This window comes from Pseudomonas sp. Au-Pse12, assembly GCF_021341665.1.
Lineage (GTDB): Bacteria > Pseudomonadota > Gammaproteobacteria > Pseudomonadales > Pseudomonadaceae > Aquipseudomonas.
This window is the reverse complement of sequence record NZ_JAJTTH010000002.1, coordinates 278,835-302,009: the sequence shown is the minus strand read 5'-3', so window position 1 is coordinate 302,009 and position 23,175 is coordinate 278,835. Positions and strand designations below refer to the sequence as shown.

Sequence of the window (23,175 nt, the reverse complement as noted above, 5' to 3'; positions counted from 1 at the left end):
TTCAGGCGCTGGGATCGACCTGGATCAGGCGGCCAGAGCCTTGTTCTTGCGACTGGCGGCGGCGGTCACGGTGTAGCCGATCAGTGCGGCCAGCAGTGAGCCGGTGAGGATCCCCATGCGGTCCATGCCGGCGTAGTCGCTGCTGCCGGGCACAAAGGCCAGGGAGCCGACGAACAGGCTCATGGTGAAACCGATACCGCAGAGAATCGCCACCCCGAGGACCTGGCCCCAGTTGGCTCCGGCAGGCAAGGCGGTGATGCCACTCTTGACCGTCAGCCAACTGAGGCCGAACACGCCGATGGTCTTGCCCAGCAACAGGCCGATGGCGATCCCCATCGGTACGTGGTGAGTGAAGCTCTCTAGCGTTACGCCCTTCAGCGACAGGCCCGCGTTGGCGAAGGCGAACAGGGGCAGGATGCCGAACGCCACCCAGGGGTGCAGTGCATGCTCCAGTGCCTGTGCGGGCGAGGGCTCGGCATTGCGGGTTCGCAGGGGAATACAGAACGCCAGGGTCACGCCGGCCAGGGTGGCGTGAACGCCACTCTTGAGCACGCAGACCCAGAGAATCAGGCCGATGATCATGTACGGCCCGAGCTTCACCACTCCCATGCGATTCATCGCCACCAACGCGGCGATACAGGCGGCCGCCAGCATCAGCGACAGGGTCGACAGCGCGCCGGAGTAGAAGATCGCGATGATCACGATGGCCCCCAGGTCATCGATGATCGCCAGGGTCATGAGGAACAGCTTGAGCGACGTCGGTACCCGCTTGCCCAGCAGGGCCAGGACCCCCAGGGCGAAGGCGATGTCGGTGGCCGTCGGAATTGCCCAGCCATTGAGTGCCGCCGGATTATCCCGGTTGAGAAACCAGTAGATCAGCGCCGGTACCAGCATGCCGCCGATGGCCGCCATGCCAGGCAGGACGATCTGCGAAGGCTTGGACAGCTGGCCTTCCAGGACCTCGCGCTTGACCTCAAGGCCGATCAGCAGGAAGAACAGCGCCATCAGGCCGTCGTTGATCCACAGCAGCAGCGGCTTGGCGATCTTCAAGGCACCGATCTGGGCCACGACCGGAGTTTCCAGCAGGCCGTTGTACAGCCAGGACAGCGGTGAGTTGTTGATGATGAGGGCCAGGATGGCGGCGGCGATCAATAACAGACCGCTGGCAGCTTCCATGGCAAAGAAACGAGTGAAAGTGCTACGCAGAGGCAAGGTCGCTCTCCATCTAAATCTAAAAAAGGTGGCACACCCTAACCCGTACAGTTAGTTGTTAAAACAAAAGTTATATTCTTTTTTGTTATATGTAGGGAGCAAGCGGGCTGCTGAAAAATCCCCCTTTGCAGTTGTGTTTCCAATTGCTTCATAGCTGTACCTGTAAGGGGGCAAAGATATTTCCTAACATGTCCGTCCGCAGCGGCTTGCAGGGCATTTCCTTCAGGGGAAAGCACCTGCCGACCCCGGACCTGGATCACCTATGCTGGGTGCATTTCATCTTCTTGCGCCGGTACGGCGTTCGATCCAACGAGAATAAAGCATGAGCGATAACCGCCAGTGGGCCCGCGAGGCCATCCGTATCATCGAAGCCGACTTCCAGCGTAGCGCCGATACCCACCTGATCCCGTTGCCGCTGCCGGGCCAGCCGGGCATCGAGCTGTATTTCAAGGATGAATCCAGCCATCCCACCGGCAGCCTCAAGCATCGCCTGGCCCGTTCACTGTTTCTCTATGCCTTGTGTAATGGCTGGCTCAAGCCGGGGGCGCCGGTGATCGAAGCATCCAGCGGCTCGACGGCGATTTCCGAAGCCTATTTCGCCCGTCTGTTGGGGCTGCCGTTCATTGCCGTGATGCCATCGACCACCTCCCAGGAGAAAATCGCCCAGATCGCCTTCTATGGCGGCAAGAGCCACCTGGTGCAGGACCCGACGCAGATCTACGCCGAATCCGAACGCCTGGCCCGGGAGAGCGGTGGCCATTTCATGGACCAGTTCACCTACGCCGAGCGCGCCACTGACTGGCGGGCCAACAACAACATCGCCGAATCGATTTTCCAGCAGTTGCGTTTCGAGCGTTTCCCCGAGCCCAGCTGGCTGATCTCCAGCCCGGGCACCGGCGGCACCACCGCGACCCTGGGGCGCTACGTGCGCTATCGCCAGCACAGCACCCGGGTGCTGTGTGCCGATGCCGAGCGTTCGGTGTTCTTCGACTACTACCAGAGTGGCGATGCCAGCCTGCGCCTGGATTGCGGCTCGCGGATCGAAGGCATCGGTCGGCCGCGGGTCGAGGCTTCGTTCCTGCCCAAGGTGATCGATGCGATGGTCAAGGTGCCGGATGCCCTGTCCCTGGCAGCCATGCACTACCTGGCCCAGCGCCTGGGGCGGCGGGTGGGCGGCTCCAGCGGCACCAACCTGATCGGTGCTCTGATGGCCGCGCAGCAGATGGCCGCGGCCGGTGAAAGCGGTTCGATCGTGGCGATTCTCTGTGACGGTGGCGAGCGCTATGCGACCACTTACTATGATGAGCAGTGGCTGGCGGATCAGGGGTATGAGCTGACGCTGTTGATCGAGGCGGTAGCGGCCAGTGTCGAGCGGGGACAGGCCTTGCCTGCCAGCGTATTGCGCGCCGGTATCTGAACGCTGGCAAGCCAGCTCCTGCGGACGCTGAAGATTTGCAGGAGCCGGCTTGCCGGCGAAAGGGCCGGTGTCAGGCCTGAATGCCGAGGATGTCGCGGGCCACGGCTTCGGCAATGCGAATCCCGTCGACCCCGGCGGAGAGAATCCCCCCGGCATAACCGGCGCCTTCACCGGCCGGGTACAGCCCCTTCACATTCAGGCTCTGCATCGAGGCATCGCGGGTAATGCGCAGTGGCGAGGAGGTGCGGGTCTCGATGCCGGTCAGCACCGCGTCGTGCAGCGAGTAGCCCTTGATCTGCCGCTCAAAAGCCGGCAGCGCCTCACGAATGGCCTCGATGGCGAAGTCCGGCAGCGCCAGCGCCAGGTCACCCAGGCTTACACCGGGCTTGTAGGACGGCTCGACGCTGCCCAGGGCGGTGGTCGGCTTGCCAGCAATGAAATCGCCCACCAGTTGCGCCGGGGCCTGGTAGTTGCTGCCACCCAGGACGAAGGCGTGGGATTCCAGGCGCTCCTGCAACTCGATACCCGCCAGCGGGCCGCCCGGGTAATCCACTTCCGGGGTGATGCCCACGACGATGCCGGAGTTGGCATTGCGCTCGTTACGCGAGTACTGGCTCATGCCGTTGGTCACTACCCGGTTCGGCTCGGAGGTGGCCGCGACCACGGTGCCGCCCGGGCACATGCAGAAGCTGTAGACCGAACGGCCGTTCTTGGCGTGGTGCACCAGTTTGTAGTCGGCGGCGCCGAGTTTCGGGTGGCCGGCGTACTTGCCCAGGCGCGCGCTGTCGATCAGCGATTGCGGGTGCTCGATACGGAAACCCACCGAAAACGGCTTGGCCTCCATGTACACGCCGCGGCTGTGGAGCATGCGGAAGGTGTCGCGGGCGCTGTGGCCCAGGGCCAGGATCACGTGTCGCGAATGCAGCTGTTCGCCGCTGGCCAGCTCCACGCCCTGCAATTGGCCGTCTTCGATCAGTACGTCGGTAACCCGCTGCTCGAAGCGCACTTCACCGCCCAGGGCGATGATCTGCTGGCGCATGTTTTCCACCACGCCAGTCAGGCGGAAGGTGCCGATGTGCGGCTTGCTGACGTAGAGGATCTCGTCCGGCGCGCCGGCCTTGACGAACTCGTGGAGCACCTTGCGACCGTGGTGCTGCGGGTCCTTGATCTGGCTGTAGAGCTTGCCGTCGGAGAAGGTCCCGGCGCCGCCTTCGCCGAACTGCACGTTGGACTCGGGGTTGAGCACGCTCTTGCGCCACAGGCCCCAGGTGTCCTTGGTGCGCTGGCGCACTTCCTTGCCACGTTCGAGGACGATCGGCTTGAAGCCCATCTGCGCCAGCAGCAGGCCGGCGAAGATCCCGCAGGGGCCGAAACCCACCACGATCGGCCGCTCGCTCAGGCCTGCCGGAGCCTGGCCCACCACCTTGTAGCTGACATCCGGCGCCGGGTTGACGTTACGGTCGTCGGCGAACTTGAGCAGCAGCGGCGCTTCGTCGCGCACATTGAGGTCGATGGTGTAGATGAAGCACAGCTCGGAAGATTTCTTGCGTGCGTCGTAGCTGCGCTTGAACAAGGTGAAATCGAGCAGGTCATCACTGGCGATGCCCAGGCGCTGCACGATGGCGGTGCGCAGGTCTTCATCGGGATGGTCGATCGGCAACTTGAGTTCGGTGATTCGTAACATGACAGGATCCGGGGTAGGCGGTGCGCAACAGTGCGCCGGCTTGCTTTGCACAAACCGGCGATTATAAGCCGCAATCCTCCCTGGCCGTGAGGCTAAAACCGCTGCTCGTCGAATCAGTCGTTGCGCGAGCCGCCGAAATAGCCGCAACCGCGCTGCACCTGGCCGTCAACCCGCAGTTCGGCACTGAGGTGCTGGACGCTGCCGGTCACCGGGTCGACGCAACGCTGCGGCGCCACCCAGAGCTCCACGCGCTGGTGATTGGCTTCGCTGGTGAGGTTGAAACGGTCGTCGCCCAACTGTTCTTCCAGATAGGGCAGGGCCAGAGTCGGTTGGCCGGCGCGCTCGATCATCATGCCCTTGGCACTGACATCGACGTTCCAGGCCGGGTTCTTGCTGCCGGCCCGCAGGATCAGGCGCTGGAAGTTCGGGTCGCCGCAGGCACTGGCGGAGCGCTCGACGCGGTACAGCTGGCGCAGGTCCAGCTGGCCGTCGCTGCTGCCACCGGTGGAGAACTTGCCCCGCAGGTCGGCGAACAGCTTGCCCTGCTTCTCGGCCAGGGCCGCGGCTTCCTGCAGCACGCTGGTGTTGCCGCCATCGTTGACCCGGTAGCGGCCCTCGCCGGTGCAGGGCTTGAACAGCAGCTTGCCATCGGCGGCGCTGAGTTCACCCTGCATCCGGGTCAGCCCGGCCATCGATGGCGCCTGGGGCTGTTGGTTGAACATCGGCAGCATCTGGCAGCCGGCAAACAGCGGCAACAGGGCGAAACAAAGCAGTGAACGGGCGGTGCGCATCATCGGGCCTCCAAACGGAAGCCGACACGTTACGCAGCCAGCCCGACCACCACAACCCCGGATTGCTCGCTGACGGCATCGGCCTGCACAGGCCGGCTTAGCCGACGTGGTAGGTCTGGCCGGTCTGCAGGCCTTCCACGCTCTTGGCGTAGGCCAGGGCCACGTCGGCCGCTGGCACCGGCTTGAAGCCACGGAAGTACGGGGCGTAGCTGCCCATGGCTTCCTGCAGCACGTTGGGGCTGATCGAGTTGACGCGCAGGCCCCGTGGCAGCTCGATGGCGGCGGCCCGCACGAAGCTGTCGAGGGCACCGTTGACCAGGGCCGCCGAGGCCCCGCTGCGGATCGGGTCGTGGCTCAAGATGCCGGTGGTGAAGGTGAAGGAAGCGCCGTCGTTGGCGTACTCGCGGCCGATCAGCAGCAGGTTGACCTGGCCCATCAGCTTGTCCTGCAGGCCCAGGCTGAAGTGCTCGGCGGTCATTTCCCCGAGCGGCGCGAAGGTCACGTTCCCGGCGGCGCAGACCAGCGCATCGAAGCGTCCGGTCTTCTCGAACAAGGCGCGAATCGACTGGGCATCACTGATGTCCACCTGAAAGTCACCGCTGCTACGGCCGATCCGGATCACCTCGTGACGCTGGGACAGTTCCCGGTCAACCGCCGAACCAATGGTGCCGCTGGCACCGATCAAGAGAATCTTCATGGGCTGTTCCTCGAAAAGGGGGGAAGAGCTTGCAGTCTAGAGTGGTTTTTTCCATGGATTAACGCGCTAATAGGCAACCTTTGGTTTTCAAATGGAAACAGTCCATGAGCGAGATGGATGACCTGGCAGCGTTTGCCGTGTTGGTGGAGGCGGGCAGCTTTACCCTGGCGGCCCAGCGCCTGGGGTGCAGCAAGGGCCAGTTGTCCAAGCGCCTCAGTGCCCTGGAGGCACGCTACGCCGTGGTGCTGTTGCAACGCACCACCCGGCGCCTGGACCTGACCGCCGCCGGCGCGGCGTTGCTGCCCCAGGCCCAGGCCCTGGTTGCCCAAGTCGAACGTGCCCACCAGGCCCTGGCGCGGCTCAAGGACGACATGGCCGGGCCGGTGCGCCTGACCGTGCCGGTGTCCTTGGGCGAAACCTTTTTCGACGGCCTGCTGCTGGAGTTCTCCCGGCACTATCCCCAGGTGCAGATCGAGCTGGACCTGAACAACAGCTACCGCGACCTGACCCGGGAAGGCTTTGACCTGGCCGTGCGTTCCGAGGTGGCCAGCGACCAGCGCCTGGTGGCCCGGCCGCTGCTGGCCTGGCATGAAATGACCTGCGCCAGCCCGGCTTATCTGGAGCAGTACGGCGAACCGCAGACCCCCGCGGAACTGGCCGAGCATCGCTGCCTGCTCAACAGTCACTACAGCGGGCGGGAGGAGTGGCTCTATCACCAGCGTCACGAGCTGCTGCGGGTGCGGGTCTCCGGGCCCTTTGCCAGCAATCACTACAACCTGCTGAAGAAGGCCGCCCTGGTGGGGGCGGGAATCGCCCGGCTGCCGTCCTATGTGCTGCACAGCGAGCTGGCCGATGGCCGCTTGCGCTGGCTGTTGCGGGACTACCAGACCCGCAGCATGCCGATGTACCTGGTGCACCCCTATCAGGGCGGCCTGCCCAGGCGCACCCAGGTGCTGGCCGATTACCTGATGGACTGGTTCCGCCGCAGCGGTGAGGCCCTGGATCGCCTCTAGAGCCGCTCGTGGTTACAGCGCGCGGCGATAGCGACGGGCGAGCAGTTGATCGAGAGAGAACACGCCCGGGCCTTTGGCCATCAGCAGCAGAAGGATCGCCGCCCAGGTGCCGTGGGTCGGGTAGGCATCCGGGTAGACGAACAACTGGATGGTCAGGGTCATCCCCAGCAGCGCCAGGGCGGAAAAGCGCGTGGCCAGGCCCAGCAGGATCAGCATCGGGAAAAAGTGCTCGGCAAAGGCCGCCAGGTGCGCCGCCACTTCCGGCGTCAGCAACGGCACGTGGTACTCGCTCTTGAACAGGGGAATGGTCGAGTCCGCCAGGCGCGGCCAGCCCAGCTGGAAGGTGCCGTCGATCAGGTCGATGGCCAGCCCCTCGACCTTGGTCTGGCCGGATTTCCAGAACACAGCGGCAATGGAGAACCGCGCGATGAAGGCGATCAGGCTGTAGGGAATGCGTTCGAACCCTTGAATGATTTGAGTCAGCAATCCGCTCATGGGCATTTTGGTCTGGGTGTTCATGGTCAAGCCTTCTTGTGGAGTTGCAGATCGATAAGGGCGCCGTGGCCGAGCAGCAGGCCCAGGCACTGGCCCAGGTCGAAATCGGCCTGGGCATCCAGGGCATAGGCCGCCGCGACTTCCAGCGGCCAGTGGTTGCGCAGAGCGTCGATGAAGGTCATGGCGCCGGGCTCCACGGCAATCACCTCGACTTCCAGGGCGTTGCGCAGCACCAGGGCGTACTGGCCCTGGTGCAGGTCGAATGCCGGCCACGGGCGGTCGCTCTGGTGGGCCGCCCATAGGCTGACCACGGCATGCGCGCAGTGCAGGGTGCGCAGCGACGGATGCAGCCTCAGGCGACACTGGCCGAGGCCGTCGGGCTGGTTCATCGCTGCCAGCAAGCGTGCCGGCTCCAGAGCGCGGGCGTCGGCGGCGTGATAGGCCTCGACCCGCAGCCGTTCAAGCCGCGCCATGTCGGCCAGGTAGGGCAGGCCGGCGGCCGGGCCGAAGCCCTGGATAAAGTCGCCAAAGTCCTGGCCATAGTCGTTGAGCAGAGGGCTGGCGGGAGCAAAGTCGCGGAGGTAGAGCGCGGCCATGGCGTTGAAAAACTCGTGACCGACCAATTGCCTGACGACCGGGTACGACTCGGCCAGGGCATTGCTCAACGAGGCCTGCACATTGTTGCGATAGACCGCGAAGCGGCTCGCCGGGTCGGCGCCGTTGCTGCTGTACAGCCCCGGCGGGCAGCCCGCTTCGCTGCTCAGCAGGGCCTTGGCAAAGTCTCCCTGGTCGCTCATGGCCGCACCTGGGCGCTGAGCAACAGCGCTTCTGCCTGGCTGGCTTCGGCTTGCAAGGTGGCGAATGCCGGCAGGTGATTGTCGCGTTCGATCAGGGTCGCCATCGGCCCGATGTGCTCCAGCACCTGCTGGTACAGGGCCCAGACTGCTGCGTCCACCGGGGCGCCGTGGTCGTCGATCAACAGCCGGTCGCCGAGGCTGTCCTGGTCTTCGGCAAAGCCCGCCAGATGGATTTCCCCCACGGCGTGCAATGGCAGCGCACGCAGGTAGGCCAGCGGATCGCGCTGGTGATTGATGCACGACACATAGAGGTTGTTGACGTCCAGCAGCAGGCCGCAGCCGCTGCGCTGGATGACCTCGTGGATGAAGTCGGTCTCGTCCAGGGTCGAGCGCTGGAATTGCAGGTAGGTGGCCGGGTTTTCCAGGAGCATGCTCCGGCCCAGGTGGTTCTGTAGTTGGTCGATGTGCTCGCAGACCCGGCGCAGGGTCGGCCCGTCGTAGGCCAGGGGCAGCAGGTCGTTGAGGAACACCGGGCCGTGGCTGGACCAGGCCAGGTGTTCGGAAAAGGCGTGCGGCTGATAGCGTTCGATCAAGCTTGCCAGGCGGTTCAGGTGGGCCGGATCCAGCGGGCCTTCACCGCCGATGGACAGGCCGACGCCGTGCAGCGACAGCGGATAGCGTTCGCGGATCAAGCCCAGGTAATGGTGGAAAGGGCCGCCCGCCACCATGTAGTTCTCCGCGTGCACCTCGAAGAAACCGATGTCGGGCTGCTGTTCGAGCACTGTCTTGAAGTGCTCGGTCTTGAGCCCCAGCCCGGCGCGGGGCGGCAGGTTGCAGGCGTTCGCCTGAATGTCGTGGCGGGAGTGCTGGAGCAGGGTGGTGTTCATCATCGACACTCAGGCTGGCGCAGGATCAGGACTTGGCTTTGAAGGCTTCGAGCTGGCCGAAGCCGGTCGGCGAGGTGCTGCTGGCGGTTTTCTCGCAGGTGCCCTTGGGCACCAGTTTCCAGGCGTTGGCCTGATCGTTGACCTTGGAGGTCCCGGCGCAGGTGGTGCCGGCGCCGGCGGCGCAGTCGTTCTTGCCTTTCATGGCCACGCCGAAGCACTTTTCCATGTCGTCGGCGGCATGGGCGGTGGTGGGCAGGGCGGCGATACTCAGGGCGGAACCCAGGGCCAGGACCAGGGCGGTGGCGGACAGGGTGCGAGTGCTGCTCATGGTGTTTCTCCAGTGTGGGTGGGTAAGGAAGCATCTGTGCTTGCTTACCCCTCTAGAGAATGCACCGGGGGATTCGTTACAGCCGTTGGCAGATTTTTTCTGCAAGGCTCATTGGCGAGGAAAAAAAACGGCCCCGAAGGGCCGTTTTCAGTGACGCCGGTGCTTAGCCGCCCAGGTAGGCTTCGCGCACCTTCGGATCGGTCAGCAGCGCCTCGCCGGTGCCTTGCATCACCACCCGGCCGTTTTCCAGCACATAGGCGCGGTCGGCGATCTTCAGTGCCTGGTTGGCGTTCTGCTCCACCAGGAACACCGTCACGCCGTCGCGGCGCAGCTGTTCGATGATGTCGAAGATCTGCTGAATGATGATCGGCGCCAGGCCCAGGGAGGGCTCGTCCAGCAGCAACAGCTTGGGTTTGCTCATCAGCGCCCGGCCGATGGCGAGCATCTGCTGCTCGCCGCCGGACATGGTGCCGCCGCGCTGGGTGAAGCGCTCCTTGAGCCGTGGGAACAGCCCCAGGACCTTGTCCATCTGCTCCTGGTAGTCGCCCTTGTCGGTGAAGAAACCGCCCATGGCGAGGTTTTCCTCCACGGTCAGGCGGGCGAACACCCGGCGGCCCTCCGGCACCACGGCAATGCTCTTGCGCATGATCTGCGCCGAACTTTGTCCCACCAGCTCTTCACCCAGGTAGCGGATGCTGCCGCTGTGGGCCTGCGGCGAGCCGCAGAGGGTCATCAGCAGGGTGGATTTGCCGGCACCGTTGGCGCCGATCAGGGTGACGATTTCGCCCTGGCGGATCTCGACGTTGACGCTGTGCAACGCCTGGATCTTGCCGTAGTAGGTGGAAACGTTTTCGAACTGCAGCATTTACGCTTCCCCCAGGTAGGCTTTGATCACTTCGGGATTGTCGCGGATCTGTTCCGGCGTGCCGTCGGCCAGGGGCGTGCCCTGGTTGATCACCACGATATGGTCGGAAATGCTCATGACCAGCTTCATGTCGTGCTCGATCAACAGCACGGTGACGTTGTGCTCCTCGCGCAGCACGCTGATCAGCGCTTTCAGGTCCTCGGTTTCCTTGGGGTTGAGGCCGGCGGCCGGCTCGTCGAGCATGAGGATCCGCGGACGGGTCATCATGCAGCGGGCGATTTCCAGGCGCCGTTGCTGACCGTAGGCCAGGGTGCCGGCGGGGCGGTTGGCGAATTCCCGCAGGTTGACCTTGTCCAGCCAGTAGCCGGCGTACTCCATGGCCTCGCGCTCGCTCTTGCGGAACGCCGGGGTCTTGAACAGACCGGCCAGGAAGTTGGTGTTCAGGTGCCGATGCTGGGCGATCAACAGGTTCTCGACCGCGGTCATGTCCTTGAACAGCCGCACGTTCTGGAAGGTGCGCACCACGCCCTTGCGGGCGATCTTGTGGCCCGGCAGGCCTTCGATCGGCTCGCCGTCCAGGAGAATGCTGCCGGCGCTGGGCTGGTAGAAGCCGGTCAGGCAGTTGAACACCGTGGTCTTGCCGGCGCCGTTCGGGCCGATCAGCGCCACCACTTGTTTTTCCTTGACGGTCAGGGCCACGCCATTGACCGCCAGCAGGCCGCCGAAACGCATCGACAAGCCGGTTACTTTGAGGATCTCGCGGCTCATTTGCGCAGCTCCATGTGAGGACGTTGCATGGGCAGCAGACCTTGAGGACGCCAGATCATCATCAGCACCATCAAGGCGCCGAACATCAACATCCGGTATTCGCTGAATTCACGCATCAGTTCAGGCAAGAGGATCATCACGATCGCCGCCAGGATCACCCCCAGCTGCGAGCCCATGCCACCCAGCACGACGATGGCGAGAATGATCGCCGACTCGATGAAGGTGAAGGACTCCGGGGTCACCAGGCCTTGGCGCGCGGCGAAGAAGCTGCCGGCAAAACCGGCGAACGCGGCGCCCAGGGTAAAGGCCGAGAGCTTGATCACCGTGGGGTTCAGGCCCAGGGCGCGGCAGGCGATCTCGTCTTCACGCAAGGCTTCCCAGGCGCGGCCAATCGGCATGCGCAGCAGGCGGTTGATGACGAACAGCGCTCCCAGCGCCAGCAGCAGGGCCACCAGGTAGAGGAAGATCACCTTGTTGATCGAGTTGTATTCCAGACCGAAGAACTCGTGGAAGGTCTGCAGGCCTTCCGCCGCCTTGCGTTCGAAGGTCAGGCCGAAGAACGTCGGCTTCTCGATGTTGCTGATGCCGTTCGGGCCGCCGGTGAGATCGGTCATGTTGCGCAGCAGCAGACGGATGATCTCGCCGAAGCCCAGGGTCACGATGGCCAGGTAGTCGCCCCGCAGGCGCAGCACCGGGAACCCCAGCAGGAAGCCGAAGGTGGCCGCCATCATCCCGGCGATCGGCAGGCAGATCCAGAAGCTCAGGCCGAAGTAGTGCGACAGCAGCGCGTAGCTGTAGGCGCCGACGGCGTAGAAGCCCACGTAGCCCAGGTCCAGCAGGCCGGCCAGACCGACCACGATGTTCAGGCCCAGGCCCAGCATCACGTAGATCAGGATCAGCGTGGCAATGTCCACCGCGCCGCGGGAGCCGAAGAACGGCCAGATCAGGGCGCCGAGGATCAACGCCAGGATGATCCAGCGCTGAGTGCCGGGCAGGGTCAGGAAGTTGCTGGCCTTGGCCGGGATCAGCGGCATGCTGGGAGAGGACTTCCAGGCGGCGCTGATCTGGCTGTGGAACAGCACCCGCAGGAACATCAGCACCGAGCACACCGCGATGGTGGCGAGAATGGCCGGGCTGGTGTCGTGGACTTCCAGGTTGATGCCGACGATGGTCAGTTTCAGGCCCAGCACCGGGTAGGCGACGGCCCAGACCAACAGGGCGCTGAACAGCGCCGATTTAAGATTCCTAGTCATACTTTCTCAACCTCCGGACGGCCCAGAATGCCGGTCGGACGGAACAACAGCACCAGAACCAACAGGCCGAACGCCACGACGTCCTTGTACTGGTCGCCGAACACGTCGGCGCCAAAGGCTTCGGCCACCCCCAGCACCAGCCCGCCGAGCATCGCGCCCGGGATACTGCCGATGCCGCCCAAGACCGCTGCGGTGAAGGCCTTGAGGCCTACCAGGAAACCGGCGTTGGGGTTGATCACACCGTATTGCATGCTCAGCAGCACGGCGGCGATAGCGGCCAGTGCGGCGCCGATCACGAAGGTCAGGGCGATGATGTTGTTGGTATTGATCCCCAGGAGGTTGGCCATCTTGATGTCCTCGGCGCAGGCGCGGCAGGCACGCCCCAGGCGAGAACGGGAGATGAACAGCGTCAGGCCGAGCATGGCGACCAGGGTCACCACGAATACCACGATCTGCATGTAGGAAATCAGCACTTCATGTGCGCCGCCTGGCCCGATGGAGAAGTTGCCCGGGATCAGGTTGGGAATGGATTTGTCCTTGGAGTCCTGCGCCAGCAGAACGGTGTTCTGCAGGAAGATCGACATGCCGATGGCCGAGATCAGCGGGATCAGGCGGTTACTGCCACGCAAGGGGCGGTAGGCGATCCGTTCGATGCTGTAGCCGTAGGCACTGGTGACGACGATGCTCGCGATGAAGGCTGCGGTCATCAACAGCGGGACACTGTCGAGTCCCATCATGGCCAGCCCGGCGATGGCGATGAACGCCACGTAGGAGCCGATCATGTACACCTCGCCGTGGGCGAAGTTGATCATTCCAATGATGCCGTAAACCATCGTATAGCCGATGGCGATCAGGGCATACGTGCTGCCAACGGTGAGACCGTTAACCAGCTGTTGGAAAAAGTGATAGATGTCAGGCATTACAACGCTCCTAAAAACCTGATACGCATTTCACTGGTGGAGTCATTTTCCCGCCCAGGCCCCGTGGATCTGCACCCACTTCGGGCTGGGTTTTGCCAGCGAACCGCTGATGACGGTTTTGAGATTTTCAGGTGGGCGGGATTCCGGATCACGGAATACAGGCCCATACATTCGTAAAACAAAGCCCACGGCGAGCCGTGGGCTTTATTGGCAGTCAGTCAGGCCGCGCCTTACTGAGGAGAAACTTCGGTTTTAGGCTTGCCGAAGTGCCACTCGTAGACCACGAATTTGAAGTCTTTCAAGTCGCCCTTGGCGTCGAAGCTCAGGTCGCCGGTCGGGGTCTTGAAGGTGCCGGCGTGGATGGCTTCAGCCACCTTGGCCGCGTCTTCGCTCTTGGCGTTGGTGATGGCGCCAGCGATAACCTCAACAGCGGAGTAGGAAGGGAATACGAAAGGACCGCTCGGGTCTTCTTTCTTGGCCTTGAACGCGTCAGCCAGGGCAACGTTGGCCGGGTCCTGGTCGAAGGATTTCGGCAGGGTGACCAGCAGGCCTTCGGAAGCGTCCTTGGCGATCTGCGAAATGGAGTCGTTACCCACGCCTTCCGGACCCATGAACTTGGCCTTCAGGCCTTTTTCCTGGGATTGGCGCAGGAGCAGGCCCAGCTCTGGGTGGTAGCCGCCGTAGTAGACGAAGTCGACATTGGCCTGCTTGAGCTTGGCGATCAGCGAAGAGAAGTCCTTGTCGCCGGCGTTGATGCCTTCGAACACGGCGACCTTGGTGTTTTTCTTCTCCAGGGTCTGCTTCACGGCGGTGGCGATGCCTTCACCGTATTGCTGTTTGTCGTGGAGCACGGCGACGATTTTCGGCTTCACGTGGTCAGCGATGTAGTTACCGGCGGCAGGGCCCTGGGCGCTGTCCAGGCCGATGGTGCGGAACACCATCTTGTAACCACGGGCAGTGATGTCCGGGCTGGTGGCGGCGGGGGTGATCATCACCACGCCTTCGTCTTCGTAGATGTCGGAAGCCGGTTGAGTGGAGCTGGAGCAGAGGTGGCCGACCACGAACTTGACGCCATCGTTGACCACTTTGTTGGCCACCGCCACGGCTTGTTTAGGGTCGCAGGCGTCATCGTATTCAACGGCTTCGAGCTTCTTGCCGTTGACGCCGCCCTTGGCGTTGATCTGTTCGATGGCCATTTTTGCGCCACTGAACTGCATGTCGCCGTACTGGGCTACCGGGCCGGTCTTGGGGCCGGCGATGCCGATCTTGATGGTGTCAGCTGCGAACGAATGGCTGGCAACACCGGCCAGGACCATAGCGGCAAACAGTTTGGAAATCTGCTTAGTAGCCTTATTCATAGTGCTCCACTCTTACTGTTGTAATTTTTATAGTTCCGGCGGCCTTGGTCGCAGAACCGAATCAGATATTTCTCGAATACCCGTCGGAAATGCCCCTGGCAACTGTACCGGTACAGTGTAGAGCGCCGGTTGTTCGCTTGAAAAGCTGGCTGCTGGGGGCAAAAACGCGGGGTGTCGCTTAATTGAAAGAAAAAGACAGATTTGCGGCGTGGCTTGCGCCCGGTTCGGCGTCAGTCCCTGGCGCTTCTGAGCTTCTCGATCGGTGTCGCGTTTGCTTCTGGGTTTTTCTGCCAGGGCACCGACGTTATGATTGCGCCGATTTCATTTCTGGACAGTCCCATGACTCAAGAACCTAGCACCCTCTATGCCAAGCTGCTTGGTGAGACCGCATCTATCAGCTGGAAGGAACTGGAGCCGTTCTTTGCCAAGGGTGCCCTATTGTGGGTCGAGGCCGACCTGGATCTGATCGAGGCAGCCCAGGCCGTGGCCGAGAATCAGGCGGAAAAAGTGGCGGCCTGGCTGGCCGAAGGGAAGCTGGAAAAACTGTCTGCGACGCGGGCATCGGACCTGTTCGAGCGTGATCCCGAGCTCTGGGCAGTGGTGGTCTCGCCCTGGATTCTGACCCAGGAGAGGGCGCCGCGCTGAAGGCGTGCGCCGATCTGGTGCGCTAATTTGTCGGACAAAAGTGTGTAGCCGAGTAACCGTGAATCCCGTGATGGCATCTTGCCGTAGAGAAAGGCCCCACAAGGGTTTCAGCCAGGGTGACGTTCACGGAAGGGGCACAGTTTCAAGTCGGTCCGACGAGCTGCTTAATTGTTTCGTGGTGTGAGCCAATAACCCATTCGCCGACGAGCCGACTCCTACACTCTGCAGGAGCCGGCTCGTCGGCGCAGCGCTTCTTAATGGTCGGTCTTGCCCGTGTGGCTATTGAGGGAGATGACCCGGGTCTTGCCGATGCGGTGACGGTAGATTTCCCGCAGGTACTTGATGGCCTTCTTCACGCAATCCCGGGACAGGCGGATGTCGTTGATCGAGACGAACTTGTCCTTGTCGTTGATCAGCTCGCGGTACTTCTTCTCGTACATCGGCTTGATCGCGTACCAGTTGGTGTCGAGGATCTTCGCCGGGTTCTCGAATTCGTTGAGCAGATCGTCGATGCGGTCTTCATCGAAATGGTCGCTGACGATGAAATCCAGTACCGAGTTGTCCAGGGTGTCGTCGAAACGGTACGGGTTGCGCGCAAAGCAACGCTTGATAAAGGCCACGATCAGGGTCAGGAAGTCGTCCGACAGGCACGGGCTCTTGGCGATCAGGGTGGTCAGCGAGAGGTTGGCCGAGGCGCCGATCACCAGCGCATAGCGCTTGAGGGTGGTGTTGGGGAACAGGCTGTTGAGGTGGGTCTTGAGCCGGTTCAGGTCCATGTACGACAGCTTGTAGTCCTTGGGCAGGGACACGATCGACACCACCGACGAGCAGTTCTTGAAGAAGTGCAGGTCATGCAGCGCCGCCGCGTCATAGCCGGAAGCCTTGTACTGCTCCAACGCCGCGCGATAGCGCTTGGATTCGATCGGCAGCAGGCTGATGCCCTCGATGGCCTGGGTCACCTTGTTGAAGTGCGGCAGGTCGATGGAGCGGAAGAACAGGTCGTCGATGTTCAGGCGCTGCGGCTCTTTCTCGAACACCTTGAACTTGTCGCCGGTGGGCACCGGTTGCTCCGGCACCACGGATTCGGCGTAGGCGATCGCCACCGGGCCGGCCAGGCTCATGAACAGGTCGTTGGCGTCCAGGCGGATGGTCTCGCCGATGTCGATGCCGGCGCGCCGGAAGTAGTTCTGGTCGTAGTCGGTGGTCACCGCCTGGGCGGTGAGGATGTTGAATATCTGCTGGGAGATGTACTGGTTGGCGTGCTTCTCCATGGCGTTGACGTCGATGTTCTGGATGTTGCCGTCATCGCTTTCTTCGGCGTAACGCATGATGTCGTTGGAGATCAGCATCATCGCGTTCCACGGGCGAATCCGTCCCATGACGCTGGCTTCGCTGCTGTCTTCATTGTCGAAGTTGTAGGAGAAGTCCCACTCTTCCGAAAGGTATTTGCACAGCAGGCGGCCGGCGTTGATATGCAGCGCCTCGGACATTTCGCTGCGGTGGTCCGAAATGTTCGGCAACACGCAGATGCCGCTGGTGAAGATCGGCTCGAAGACGAAGGAGTGCCCGCTCTTGCTGTCGTGCTCGTCCATCGGCTTGGTGTCGAAGGTTTTGTTCATGTACGAGTACTGCTGGGCCAGGCCGAACTCCGAGGCCATGCCCGAACCGGTACCGCCGCCGGCGCTGAAGATCGAGAAGTACAGGCGCGACTGGTTGGCCTTGATCCCGCAGGAATCGATCAGGTAGGAGTGGATCATCTTCCAGTCGGGGCTGGAGAAGCGCTGGGTGTCCTTGTTGAGGATGATCTTGGCCAGGTACTGGCCGAGGATCGGCGCGTTACCGGCGCCACCGGCGTGGACTTCCGAGAGGTCCATGATCTTCATCTTGCTGTAGTCGCGGATGAAGCCGCTCTTTTCGCCCTTGCGCGAGAAGCGGATGCGCCCGGCGATGTCCTTGTCCAGGTCGCCGAGCATCACCAGTGGTTCCACCAGGAACACCGGCTTGCTGGCCTTGCTCTGGCCCAGGCGCAGGTTCTGGCGAATCCACTGCGCGGGGCTGTAGCCGCCTTCGTAGACCTTGTCTTCGTTATTGAATTCGTTGAGGTAGAACTTGCGGGCGTTGTACACCAGCTCCGCCACATCCAGGGCGATGTTGGAGCCGCAGCGGCCCAGGCCGATCAGGCACACCGATGGGAATTCCTGGTCGCGGCGGTTTTCCTGCTCGTCTTCCAGGTGCGGCGGGCGCGGGAACACGGAATCGCGCAGGCCATCGAGGTTGTCGAGGATGCGGTCGGTGTTGGTTTCGGTGAAATACAGGTACTGCTGGGTCGACAGGGGGCGTGAACTGGACAATGGCTTCGGGTCTGAGGGGCTAGTGGTGGGGGAGGTCAGCGTCATCTCGGAGACTGCGTTGGCAGGATTATTTTTAGAAGTCATTGTGCGCCATATGCCTGGTCAGGTTGGCTCGCGGACGAGGTGTCGTCGAACCATCACGGAATGGGACCTCGCCGCTGCATGGAGCGCGAATTTTGCCCTGGGCGTCAGGTTTTCTCTGAGCGACGCTCGGGGGAATCCTTTCCTGAATCATGATGAATCGGCCAGTATTCGGTGATCTTTAATCAAATGAGGGCAATATGATGTCAGCGTTACCTTCGCTCGGGTTTGCCGGAATCGGCCTGATGGGGCTGCCGATGTGCCGCCGGCTGCTGGCGGCGGGCTATCCGCTGGCGGTGTGGAACCGCAACCCGGAAAAATGCGCGCCCCTGGTGGCCGCCGGGGCGCGACAAGTAGCCGCACCGGCGCAGCTCTGCGAACACGCGGACCTGGTGCTGTTGTGCCTGGCCAATACCGAGGTGGTGTGCGACGTGGTGTTTGGCCCGGGAGGCATTGCCGAGGGCGCGCGGGCCGGGCAGTTGCTGCTGGACCTGTCCAGCCTGGAACCCACCGCAACCCGGGAAATGGCCGCCGAACTGGCCCGTAGCAAGGGCATGGCCTGGGTCGATGCGCCGGTTTCCGGCGGTACTCCGGGCGCCGAGGCCGGTAGCCTGGCGATCATGGTCGGGGGTGCGCCGGCAGACGTTGAACGGGTGCGCCCGGTGTTGCTGGCATTGGGGCAGCGGGTCACGCACATGGGGGCGGTGGGCGCCGGCCAGGTGACCAAGGCCTGCAACCAGATGATCGTCGCCTGCAACGCCCTGGTGATCGCGGAAGTGGTGGCCCTGGCCGAACGTTCGGGCGTGGACGCCAAGCGGATCGCCGAGGCCCTGGCCGGTGGCTTTGCCGACTCCAAACCCTTGCAGATTCTCGCTCCGCAAATGGCCGAAAGCCGTTTCGAACCGGTGAAATGGCACGTGCGCACCTTGCTCAAGGATCTGGATGGCGCGGTGAAATTTTCCCGTGAACAGGGTTCGGCGACACCGATCAGCGGGTTAGCTGCGCAGTTGATGCGTCTGCATGGTGGGCAGGGCTATCTGGAACAGGACCCGGCGACCCTGGTGCATCTCTATCGGGACCCGGCGTCCGCAGATTGACGGGGGCGATGTGGCGCTGGTCGAGTTCGTCCAGCACCCCGCGCAACTCCAGCAACGGCACCGGGCGGCTCAACAGGTAGCCCTGCAGGTAGTCGCAGCCGAAGCCTTCGAAGCACTGCTGCTGTTCCAGGGTTTCCACGCCCTCGGTAACCACCTGCAAGTGCAGGGTGTGGGCCATGATGATGATCGCCTGGACGATCTCCATGTCCTGGGTCGACCTGGGAATGTCCTGGATGAACGAGCGATCGATCTTCAGGGTGTTCAGCGGCAGGCGCTTCAAGTAAGCCAGGGATGAATAGCCGGTGCCAAAGTCGTCGATCGACAGCGACACGCCCAACCCGCGGATCTGCTTGAGCAGCGCCAGGGTGCTGGCGATATTGCCCATCAGGGCGTTTTCCGTGACTTCCAGTTCCAGCCGCTGCGGCGCCACATGGGCCTCGCGCAGGGCACTTTCGATTTCCCCGGCAAGCTCTTCACGGGTCAGGTTCAGTGCCGAACAGTTGACCGCGATCTTCAGTTCGCCACAGCCATGGCGCGACAGGTAGGCGAGGTCCGCGCAGGCCTTGCGCAGGACCCAATTGTCCAGCTCGGCGATCATGCCGTTGGCTTCGGCGATGGAGATGAAGCGCTCCGGGCTCAGCAAGCCGTGTTGCGGATGCTGCCAGCGGATCAGCGCCTCCAGCTTGGTGACCCTGGCGCTCTTGAGGTCGTAGATCGGCTGGTAATACAGCAGCAGGCCCTGGTCGTCGCGCAGGGCGTTGCGCAACTCTTCTTCCAGTTGCAGCTCCAGGGTGGCCCGGGTCTTGAGGTTGGAACTGAAGAAATGCAGGCTGTTGCGCCCGCTGTCCTTGGATTGATACAGGGCCAGGTCGGCGTTCTTCAGCAGCTCCTCGCAGGTCTTGCCGTCATCGGGGAACACGCTGATGCCGATGCTGGTGGTCATCACCATGCGCCGGCCCCCCAATTCGATCGGTTCCTTCATCTTCAGCATGATGCGCTGGGCCATTTGCCGGGCCTCTTCACGCTCATACAGGTTGACCAGGATGCAGAACTCGTCGCCGCCGAGGCGCGCCACCACGTCCTCGTGGCTACGGGTGGAGCTCTTGATATGCGCGGCGATGACTTTCAGCAGCTCGTCCCCGGCATCGTGGCCGAGGCTGTCGTTGATGCGCTTGAAGTGGTCGATGTCGAGGAACATCACGGCCAGCATGCCGCCGAAGGTGGTTTTTTCGATGAGCTTTTCGGCGAACAGCTGGTTGAAGCCACGGCGGTTGATCAGGTTGGTCAGGGCGTCGTAGTGGGCCACCTGCTGCAGTGAGGCCCGGGCCTGGTCCAGTTGCGAAAGCAAGGCGTTGACCCGGCGCAGGTCGCGCTCCTTGTGCTGCAGCTTCTTGTCGGCGAGGGCCGCGCTGATGCCGCTGCCGATGATCAAGAGCGCGATCACGCTCAGGGTCAGGCCCAGTTGCAGGTGTTCGTTGGGCGCCATGGGCGCCGGCACGCTGCCGGCGGGCAAGACCAGGGTCATGGCCCAGATGCCGGTGAAGTGCACGAGCACGATGGCGCCCCCCAGTACCAGGCTGCTGGCGTACTTGAGCAACTGGTGGAACATGCCGCTGCCTTCGCGCAGGTGCCGCGACAGCAGCAGCGCGGCCAGGCTGCAAGCGATCGCCAGCAGCACCGAGAGGGTCATCAGCAAGGGGTCGTAATACAGACTGGCGCTGCTGCGCATGGCCGCCATGCCGACGTAGTGCATGGCGGCGATGCCCAGGCCGATCCATAGCGAAGCGATGCCGTAGCGCCATGGCGGCAACTGTGCGTGGCCCAGGGTGTTCATCGCCAGCCAGGCGGCGCTCAGTGCGATCAGCAGCGACAGCAGGGTCAGCGGCAGGTCGTAGTGGATGGCCAGCGGCGCCTCGAACGCCAGCATGGCGATGAAATGCATGGCCCAGATACCGCCGGCCAGGCAACAGGCGCCGACCCAGCGCCACAGGCGTTGGCTGGCCGGCTGTTCGGCATGGCTGACACGCTCGGCCATGTCCAGGGTGGCGAAGCAGGCGGCGCAGGCTACCAGGTAGGCCAGTAGCACCAGGACCGGGTTGTGGGTGCATTGCAGGACCACGTGCCCGGCATCTGCAAGCTCGTTAATGAAGTGCACGCCCAGCCAGTCCATCGCCTGCCCATCTCTGAGTCATCCGGGGTTGGCCAAGCCGCGCGCCAACAAGTGCCTGGAGTATAGAAGGCACCTGCTGGCTGCCATCGAAGGTGGCACATTGCTTCCAATGATTTGCTTATGGGGTCTATCGCCAAAACGGCTAAGCGCTTTCCTCGTACCAGGGCTCGATGTCCGCAGGTTCCAGGGGCGCCAGGCCGAAGGCGGCGCGGGCGGCGTCGCAATCGCTGTTGTGCTGACCGTCGACCCAGGAGGCTTCGAACTCTCGGCATGGGCTCGAGCGCTGCTCATAAATTGAGCAGCTCACGCGTTGGCCGACCTCGCCTTCAAGGGAGATGCAGCGTGGCGATTTGCAGTCGGTGCCGAGCATGGCCACCCGAGTGGGGCTGATGCTCTGCACCAGATCGTCGGGAACCGTACCGCCGGATGAGGCGCATTCGCCCCAGAAAAAAGACACACGAAAGTATGAACAGCAGGCACCGCAATTCAGACACGGACTGGCTTCGGACATAGGCGTATTCAACGGGAGAGGGAAGGGTAAGGGGGCAGGCAAGGCGGCTATTCTAGGCTTCCCATTGGCCTTGGGAAGGGGGGGCGCGAGGTATTTTTTCAGCCTCGGCCAAGCCCTTGAAAAAGCTCGGAAACGCCCGGGTGGCGGGGCTGTGGCGGATGGCTCGGCAAAGGATTCGGGCGCCTCCAGGCCAGAGCCGGGAACCGGGTTGCGATGGTTCGATATCAGGCTGGCGAATAATCACAGACAGTTGCCCCGGGGCTGACTAGATTGCAGCTTCCAGGCTCGCTCGCGTCTGGCCCAATAACAATAAAAGAGATCGATCCATGGATAATTCGACTCAAGCGGCAAATGCCTGGCGCATTCTGTTCCTGTTGTTTTTGGCAAACCTGTTCAACTTTTTCGACCGCACCATTCCGGCCATCATCATCGAGCCAATCCGCATGGAGTGGCACCTGAGTGACTTCCAACTGGGGATCATCGGCACCGCCTTCACCATCGTCTACGCCATCGCCGGCTTGCCCCTGGGGCGCCTGGCCGACACCGGCTCGCGCAGCAAGCTGATGGGCTGGGGCCTGGCGGTGTGGAGCGGGCTGACCGCGGTCAACGGCATGGTCGGCAGTTTCTGGAGCTTTCTGCTGGTGCGCATGGGCGTGGGCATTGGCGAGGCCAGCTACGCGCCGGCCGCCAACTCGCTGATCGGCGACCTGTTCCCCGCTCACCGCCGGGCCCGGGCCATGGGCATCTTCATGCTCGGCCTGCCCCTGGGGCTGGTGCTGGCGTTCTTCACCATCGGCGCCATGGTCAAGGCCTTCGACAGCTGGCGGGCACCGTTCTTCATTGCCGCGGTGCCGGGGCTGGTGCTGGCGGTGTTCATGTTCTTCATCAAGGAGCCCAAGCGCGGCGCGGCGGAAACGGTGAAGGTGGCGCAAGTGCCTATCGACCGACCGATCCGCCGGGTGCTGGCGATACCGACCTTTCTCTGGCTGACCCTGGCCGGGCTGACTTTCAATTTCGCCACTTACGCCTGCAACTCGTTCCTGGTGCCGATGCTCCAGCGTTACTTCCTCATGCCCTTGCAGGAGGCGGCGATGGCCACCGGGCTGATCGTTGGCGTCACCGGCCTGGTGGGGCTGACCCTGGGGGGCTGGTTCGCCGACAAGATCCATCAGCGGATTGCCAACGGTCGCCTGCTGTTCGCTGCCTGCAGCCTGATCATCTCGACCCTGGCCACCGCCTGGGCGCTGCATGCCGGGCGAGTCGAGATCGGGGTGTTCGTGGCCGTGTTCAGTGTCGGCTGGCTGTTTGCCTACAACTTCTACACCTGCGTCTACACCGCCCTGCAGGATGTGGTCGAGCCGCGCTTGCGGGCCACCGCCATGGCCCTGTTCTTCGCCGGCCTGTACTTGCTGGGCGGCGGCCTGGGGCCGGTGGTGGTCGGTGCGCTGTCGGACCATTTCGCCCACTCGGCGATGTACGCCGCAGGTGCGCAGTTGATGACCGAGGAGTTCAAGGCCATCGGCCTGCACGACGCCATGTACCTGATTCCGGTGGCGCTGTTCCTGACTTTGCTGTTTCTGTTTCAGGCCGCCCGCTGCTTTGTCAGCGACTCCCAGCGCATGAAGGACGGTTTGGCGCTGGCCGCGCCTGGGGCGAATGCGCTGGCAGTCTGAGCTTGCGTACCGCTCCATCTGCCGGCGAAGAGGGTGAAAGAGGCGTTGAGGCGGGGTGCTGCTGCGAGGAGTGCCTTCGCGGGCAAGCCCGCTCCTACGCAGGGCAGGTGAAAAAAAAGGCCCGCATGATGCGGGCCTTTTGTGCAGCAGGAGGAGCCGGGC

The 23,175-nt window shown here is 63.1% G+C and carries 21 protein-coding genes; 5 read left to right on the top strand and 16 right to left on the bottom strand.

Annotated elements, in window-relative coordinates; genetic code table 11:
- Nucleotides 1-24: 24 nt before the first annotated feature.
- On the bottom strand, nt 25-1,212 hold the full coding sequence (gene nhaA, locus LXM55_RS05940; protein ID WP_233319536.1) for a Na+/H+ antiporter NhaA: 1,188 nt from the start codon (nt 1,210-1,212) through the stop codon (nt 25-27).
- Nucleotides 1,213-1,534: 322 nt separating this feature from the next.
- Here nhaA and LXM55_RS05935 point away from each other — a divergent pair, with 322 nt between their 5' ends.
- The gene (locus LXM55_RS05935; protein WP_233319534.1) at nt 1,535-2,629 is read left to right on the top strand and encodes a PLP-dependent cysteine synthase family protein; all 1,095 of its coding nucleotides are present in this window, start codon (nt 1,535-1,537) and stop codon (nt 2,627-2,629) included.
- A gap of 70 nt (nt 2,630-2,699) precedes the next feature.
- Here LXM55_RS05935 and LXM55_RS05930 read toward each other — a convergent pair whose 3' ends face one another.
- The 3 genes from LXM55_RS05930 to LXM55_RS05920 all read right to left on the bottom strand — a co-directional run bounded on the left by LXM55_RS05930 (nt 2,700) and on the right by LXM55_RS05920 (nt 5,801).
- The gene (locus tag LXM55_RS05930) at nt 2,700-4,313 is read right to left on the bottom strand and encodes an NAD(P)/FAD-dependent oxidoreductase (RefSeq protein WP_233319531.1); all 1,614 of its coding nucleotides are present in this window, start codon (nt 4,311-4,313) and stop codon (nt 2,700-2,702) included.
- A 113-nt stretch (nt 4,314-4,426) separates the two neighbouring features.
- Nucleotides 4,427-5,104 (bottom strand): COG3650 family protein, encoded by a 678-nt coding sequence (locus LXM55_RS05925; RefSeq protein ID WP_233319951.1) that lies wholly within the window; start codon nt 5,102-5,104, stop codon nt 4,427-4,429.
- Nucleotides 5,105-5,201: 97 nt separating this feature from the next.
- On the bottom strand, nt 5,202-5,801 hold the full coding sequence (locus LXM55_RS05920; protein WP_233319530.1) for a short chain dehydrogenase: 600 nt from the start codon (nt 5,799-5,801) through the stop codon (nt 5,202-5,204).
- Between the two features lie 104 nt (nt 5,802-5,905).
- Here LXM55_RS05920 and LXM55_RS05915 point away from each other — a divergent pair, with 104 nt between their 5' ends.
- Nucleotides 5,906-6,814 (top strand): LysR family transcriptional regulator, encoded by a 909-nt coding sequence (locus LXM55_RS05915; protein WP_233319528.1) that lies wholly within the window; start codon nt 5,906-5,908, stop codon nt 6,812-6,814.
- A 12-nt stretch (nt 6,815-6,826) separates the two neighbouring features.
- Here LXM55_RS05915 and LXM55_RS05910 read toward each other — a convergent pair whose 3' ends face one another.
- The 9 genes from LXM55_RS05910 to LXM55_RS05870 all read right to left on the bottom strand — a co-directional run bounded on the left by LXM55_RS05910 (nt 6,827) and on the right by LXM55_RS05870 (nt 14,485).
- The gene (locus LXM55_RS05910; RefSeq protein WP_233319526.1) at nt 6,827-7,333 is read right to left on the bottom strand and encodes a DoxX family protein; all 507 of its coding nucleotides are present in this window, start codon (nt 7,331-7,333) and stop codon (nt 6,827-6,829) included.
- 2 nt (nt 7,334-7,335) lie between these two features.
- Nucleotides 7,336-8,106, bottom strand: a complete 771-nt coding sequence (locus LXM55_RS05905) for an HvfC/BufC N-terminal domain-containing protein (protein ID WP_233319524.1) — start codon at nt 8,104-8,106, stop codon at nt 7,336-7,338.
- Nucleotides 8,103-8,996 (bottom strand): MNIO family bufferin maturase, encoded by an 894-nt coding sequence (gene bufB, locus LXM55_RS05900; protein ID WP_442799740.1) that lies wholly within the window; start codon nt 8,994-8,996, stop codon nt 8,103-8,105. The genes LXM55_RS05905 and bufB overlap by 4 nt, the downstream gene beginning before the upstream one ends.
- Before the next feature lie 22 nt (nt 8,997-9,018).
- On the bottom strand, nt 9,019-9,321 hold the full coding sequence (locus tag LXM55_RS05895; RefSeq protein ID WP_233319519.1) for a BufA1 family periplasmic bufferin-type metallophore: 303 nt from the start codon (nt 9,319-9,321) through the stop codon (nt 9,019-9,021).
- Between the two features lie 163 nt (nt 9,322-9,484).
- A complete protein-coding gene (locus tag LXM55_RS05890; RefSeq protein WP_233319516.1) occupies nt 9,485-10,186 on the bottom strand; it encodes an ABC transporter ATP-binding protein in 702 nt (233 codons plus the stop codon).
- Entirely contained in the window at nt 10,187-10,954 is a 768-nt protein-coding gene (gene livG / locus LXM55_RS05885) for a high-affinity branched-chain amino acid ABC transporter ATP-binding protein LivG (RefSeq protein ID WP_060837861.1), read from the bottom strand.
- Nucleotides 10,951-12,207 carry a high-affinity branched-chain amino acid ABC transporter permease LivM gene (locus LXM55_RS05880; protein WP_233319514.1) on the bottom strand — a complete coding sequence of 419 codons (1,257 nt, stop codon included), beginning with the start codon at nt 12,205-12,207 and terminating at the stop codon, nt 10,951-10,953. The genes livG and LXM55_RS05880 overlap by 4 nt, the downstream gene beginning before the upstream one ends.
- On the bottom strand, nt 12,204-13,127 hold the full coding sequence (gene livH / locus LXM55_RS05875; protein ID WP_025127777.1) for a high-affinity branched-chain amino acid ABC transporter permease LivH: 924 nt from the start codon (nt 13,125-13,127) through the stop codon (nt 12,204-12,206). Before livH ends, LXM55_RS05880 begins: the two co-directional genes overlap by 4 nt.
- Before the next feature lie 230 nt (nt 13,128-13,357).
- Complete coding sequence (locus LXM55_RS05870) at nt 13,358-14,485, bottom strand: branched-chain amino acid ABC transporter substrate-binding protein (RefSeq protein WP_233319513.1); 1,128 nt, start codon at nt 14,483-14,485, stop codon at nt 13,358-13,360.
- Nucleotides 14,486-14,824: 339 nt separating this feature from the next.
- Here LXM55_RS05870 and LXM55_RS05865 point away from each other — a divergent pair, with 339 nt between their 5' ends.
- Nucleotides 14,825-15,130 carry a DUF2288 domain-containing protein gene (locus tag LXM55_RS05865; protein ID WP_233319511.1) on the top strand — a complete coding sequence of 102 codons (306 nt, stop codon included), beginning with the start codon at nt 14,825-14,827 and terminating at the stop codon, nt 15,128-15,130.
- A gap of 254 nt (nt 15,131-15,384) precedes the next feature.
- Here the strand turns inward: LXM55_RS05865 and LXM55_RS05860 are convergent, their stop codons facing one another.
- Nucleotides 15,385-17,565 carry a hypothetical protein gene (locus LXM55_RS05860; protein WP_233319508.1) on the bottom strand — a complete coding sequence of 727 codons (2,181 nt, stop codon included), beginning with the start codon at nt 17,563-17,565 and terminating at the stop codon, nt 15,385-15,387.
- Nucleotides 17,566-17,762: 197 nt separating this feature from the next.
- Between LXM55_RS05860 and LXM55_RS05855 the strand changes: the two genes are divergently transcribed.
- Complete coding sequence (locus LXM55_RS05855) at nt 17,763-18,659, top strand: NAD(P)-dependent oxidoreductase (protein ID WP_233319506.1); 897 nt, start codon at nt 17,763-17,765, stop codon at nt 18,657-18,659.
- Here the strand turns inward: LXM55_RS05855 and LXM55_RS05850 are convergent.
- A complete protein-coding gene (locus LXM55_RS05850; protein ID WP_233319505.1) occupies nt 18,550-20,829 on the bottom strand; it encodes a putative bifunctional diguanylate cyclase/phosphodiesterase in 2,280 nt (759 codons plus the stop codon). The two genes, LXM55_RS05855 and LXM55_RS05850, sit on opposite strands and share 110 nt — an antisense overlap.
- Before the next feature lie 142 nt (nt 20,830-20,971).
- Complete coding sequence (locus LXM55_RS05845; protein WP_233319503.1) at nt 20,972-21,340, bottom strand: YkgJ family cysteine cluster protein; 369 nt, start codon at nt 21,338-21,340, stop codon at nt 20,972-20,974.
- 326 nt (nt 21,341-21,666) lie between these two features.
- Between LXM55_RS05845 and LXM55_RS05840 the strand changes: the two genes are divergently transcribed.
- Nucleotides 21,667-23,013: a spinster family MFS transporter gene (locus LXM55_RS05840; protein ID WP_233319502.1), complete on the top strand. Its 1,347-nt coding sequence runs from the start codon at nt 21,667-21,669 to the stop codon at nt 23,011-23,013.
- The last annotated feature ends 162 nt before the right edge of the window (nt 23,014-23,175 follow it).

Excerpts from the sequence above, each read along its gene's own strand:
- LXM55_RS05930 (WP_233319531.1), bottom strand. The coding sequence starts at position 4,313 with ATGTTACGAATCACCGAACTCAAGTTGCCGATCGACCATCCCGATGAA.
- LXM55_RS05840 (WP_233319502.1), top strand. The coding sequence starts at position 21,667 with ATGGATAATTCGACTCAAGCGGCAAATGCCTGGCGCATTCTGTTCCTG.
- LXM55_RS05880 (WP_233319514.1), bottom strand. The coding sequence starts at position 12,207 with ATGACTAGGAATCTTAAATCGGCGCTGTTCAGCGCCCTGTTGGTCTGG.
- LXM55_RS05890 (WP_233319516.1), bottom strand. The coding sequence starts at position 10,186 with ATGCTGCAGTTCGAAAACGTTTCCACCTACTACGGCAAGATCCAGGCG.
- LXM55_RS05850 (WP_233319505.1), bottom strand. The coding sequence starts at position 20,829 with ATGGACTGGCTGGGCGTGCACTTCATTAACGAGCTTGCAGATGCCGGG.
- LXM55_RS05895 (WP_233319519.1), bottom strand. The coding sequence starts at position 9,321 with ATGAGCAGCACTCGCACCCTGTCCGCCACCGCCCTGGTCCTGGCCCTG.
- LXM55_RS05910 (WP_233319526.1), bottom strand. The coding sequence starts at position 7,333 with ATGAACACCCAGACCAAAATGCCCATGAGCGGATTGCTGACTCAAATC.
- LXM55_RS05935 (WP_233319534.1), top strand. The coding sequence starts at position 1,535 with ATGAGCGATAACCGCCAGTGGGCCCGCGAGGCCATCCGTATCATCGAA.
- LXM55_RS05865 (WP_233319511.1), top strand. The coding sequence starts at position 14,825 with ATGACTCAAGAACCTAGCACCCTCTATGCCAAGCTGCTTGGTGAGACC.
- LXM55_RS05860 (WP_233319508.1), bottom strand. The coding sequence starts at position 17,565 with ATGACTTCTAAAAATAATCCTGCCAACGCAGTCTCCGAGATGACGCTG.
- LXM55_RS05855 (WP_233319506.1), top strand. The coding sequence starts at position 17,763 with ATGATGTCAGCGTTACCTTCGCTCGGGTTTGCCGGAATCGGCCTGATG.
- bufB (WP_442799740.1), bottom strand. The coding sequence starts at position 8,996 with ATGATGAACACCACCCTGCTCCAGCACTCCCGCCACGACATTCAGGCG.
- livH (WP_025127777.1), bottom strand. The coding sequence starts at position 13,127 with ATGCCTGACATCTATCACTTTTTCCAACAGCTGGTTAACGGTCTCACC.
- LXM55_RS05925 (WP_233319951.1), bottom strand. The coding sequence starts at position 5,104 with ATGCGCACCGCCCGTTCACTGCTTTGTTTCGCCCTGTTGCCGCTGTTT.
- LXM55_RS05915 (WP_233319528.1), top strand. The coding sequence starts at position 5,906 with ATGAGCGAGATGGATGACCTGGCAGCGTTTGCCGTGTTGGTGGAGGCG.
- LXM55_RS05870 (WP_233319513.1), bottom strand. The coding sequence starts at position 14,485 with ATGAATAAGGCTACTAAGCAGATTTCCAAACTGTTTGCCGCTATGGTC.
- LXM55_RS05845 (WP_233319503.1), bottom strand. The coding sequence starts at position 21,340 with ATGTCCGAAGCCAGTCCGTGTCTGAATTGCGGTGCCTGCTGTTCATAC.
- livG (WP_060837861.1), bottom strand. The coding sequence starts at position 10,954 with ATGAGCCGCGAGATCCTCAAAGTAACCGGCTTGTCGATGCGTTTCGGC.
- LXM55_RS05905 (WP_233319524.1), bottom strand. The coding sequence starts at position 8,106 with ATGAGCGACCAGGGAGACTTTGCCAAGGCCCTGCTGAGCAGCGAAGCG.
- LXM55_RS05920 (WP_233319530.1), bottom strand. The coding sequence starts at position 5,801 with ATGAAGATTCTCTTGATCGGTGCCAGCGGCACCATTGGTTCGGCGGTT.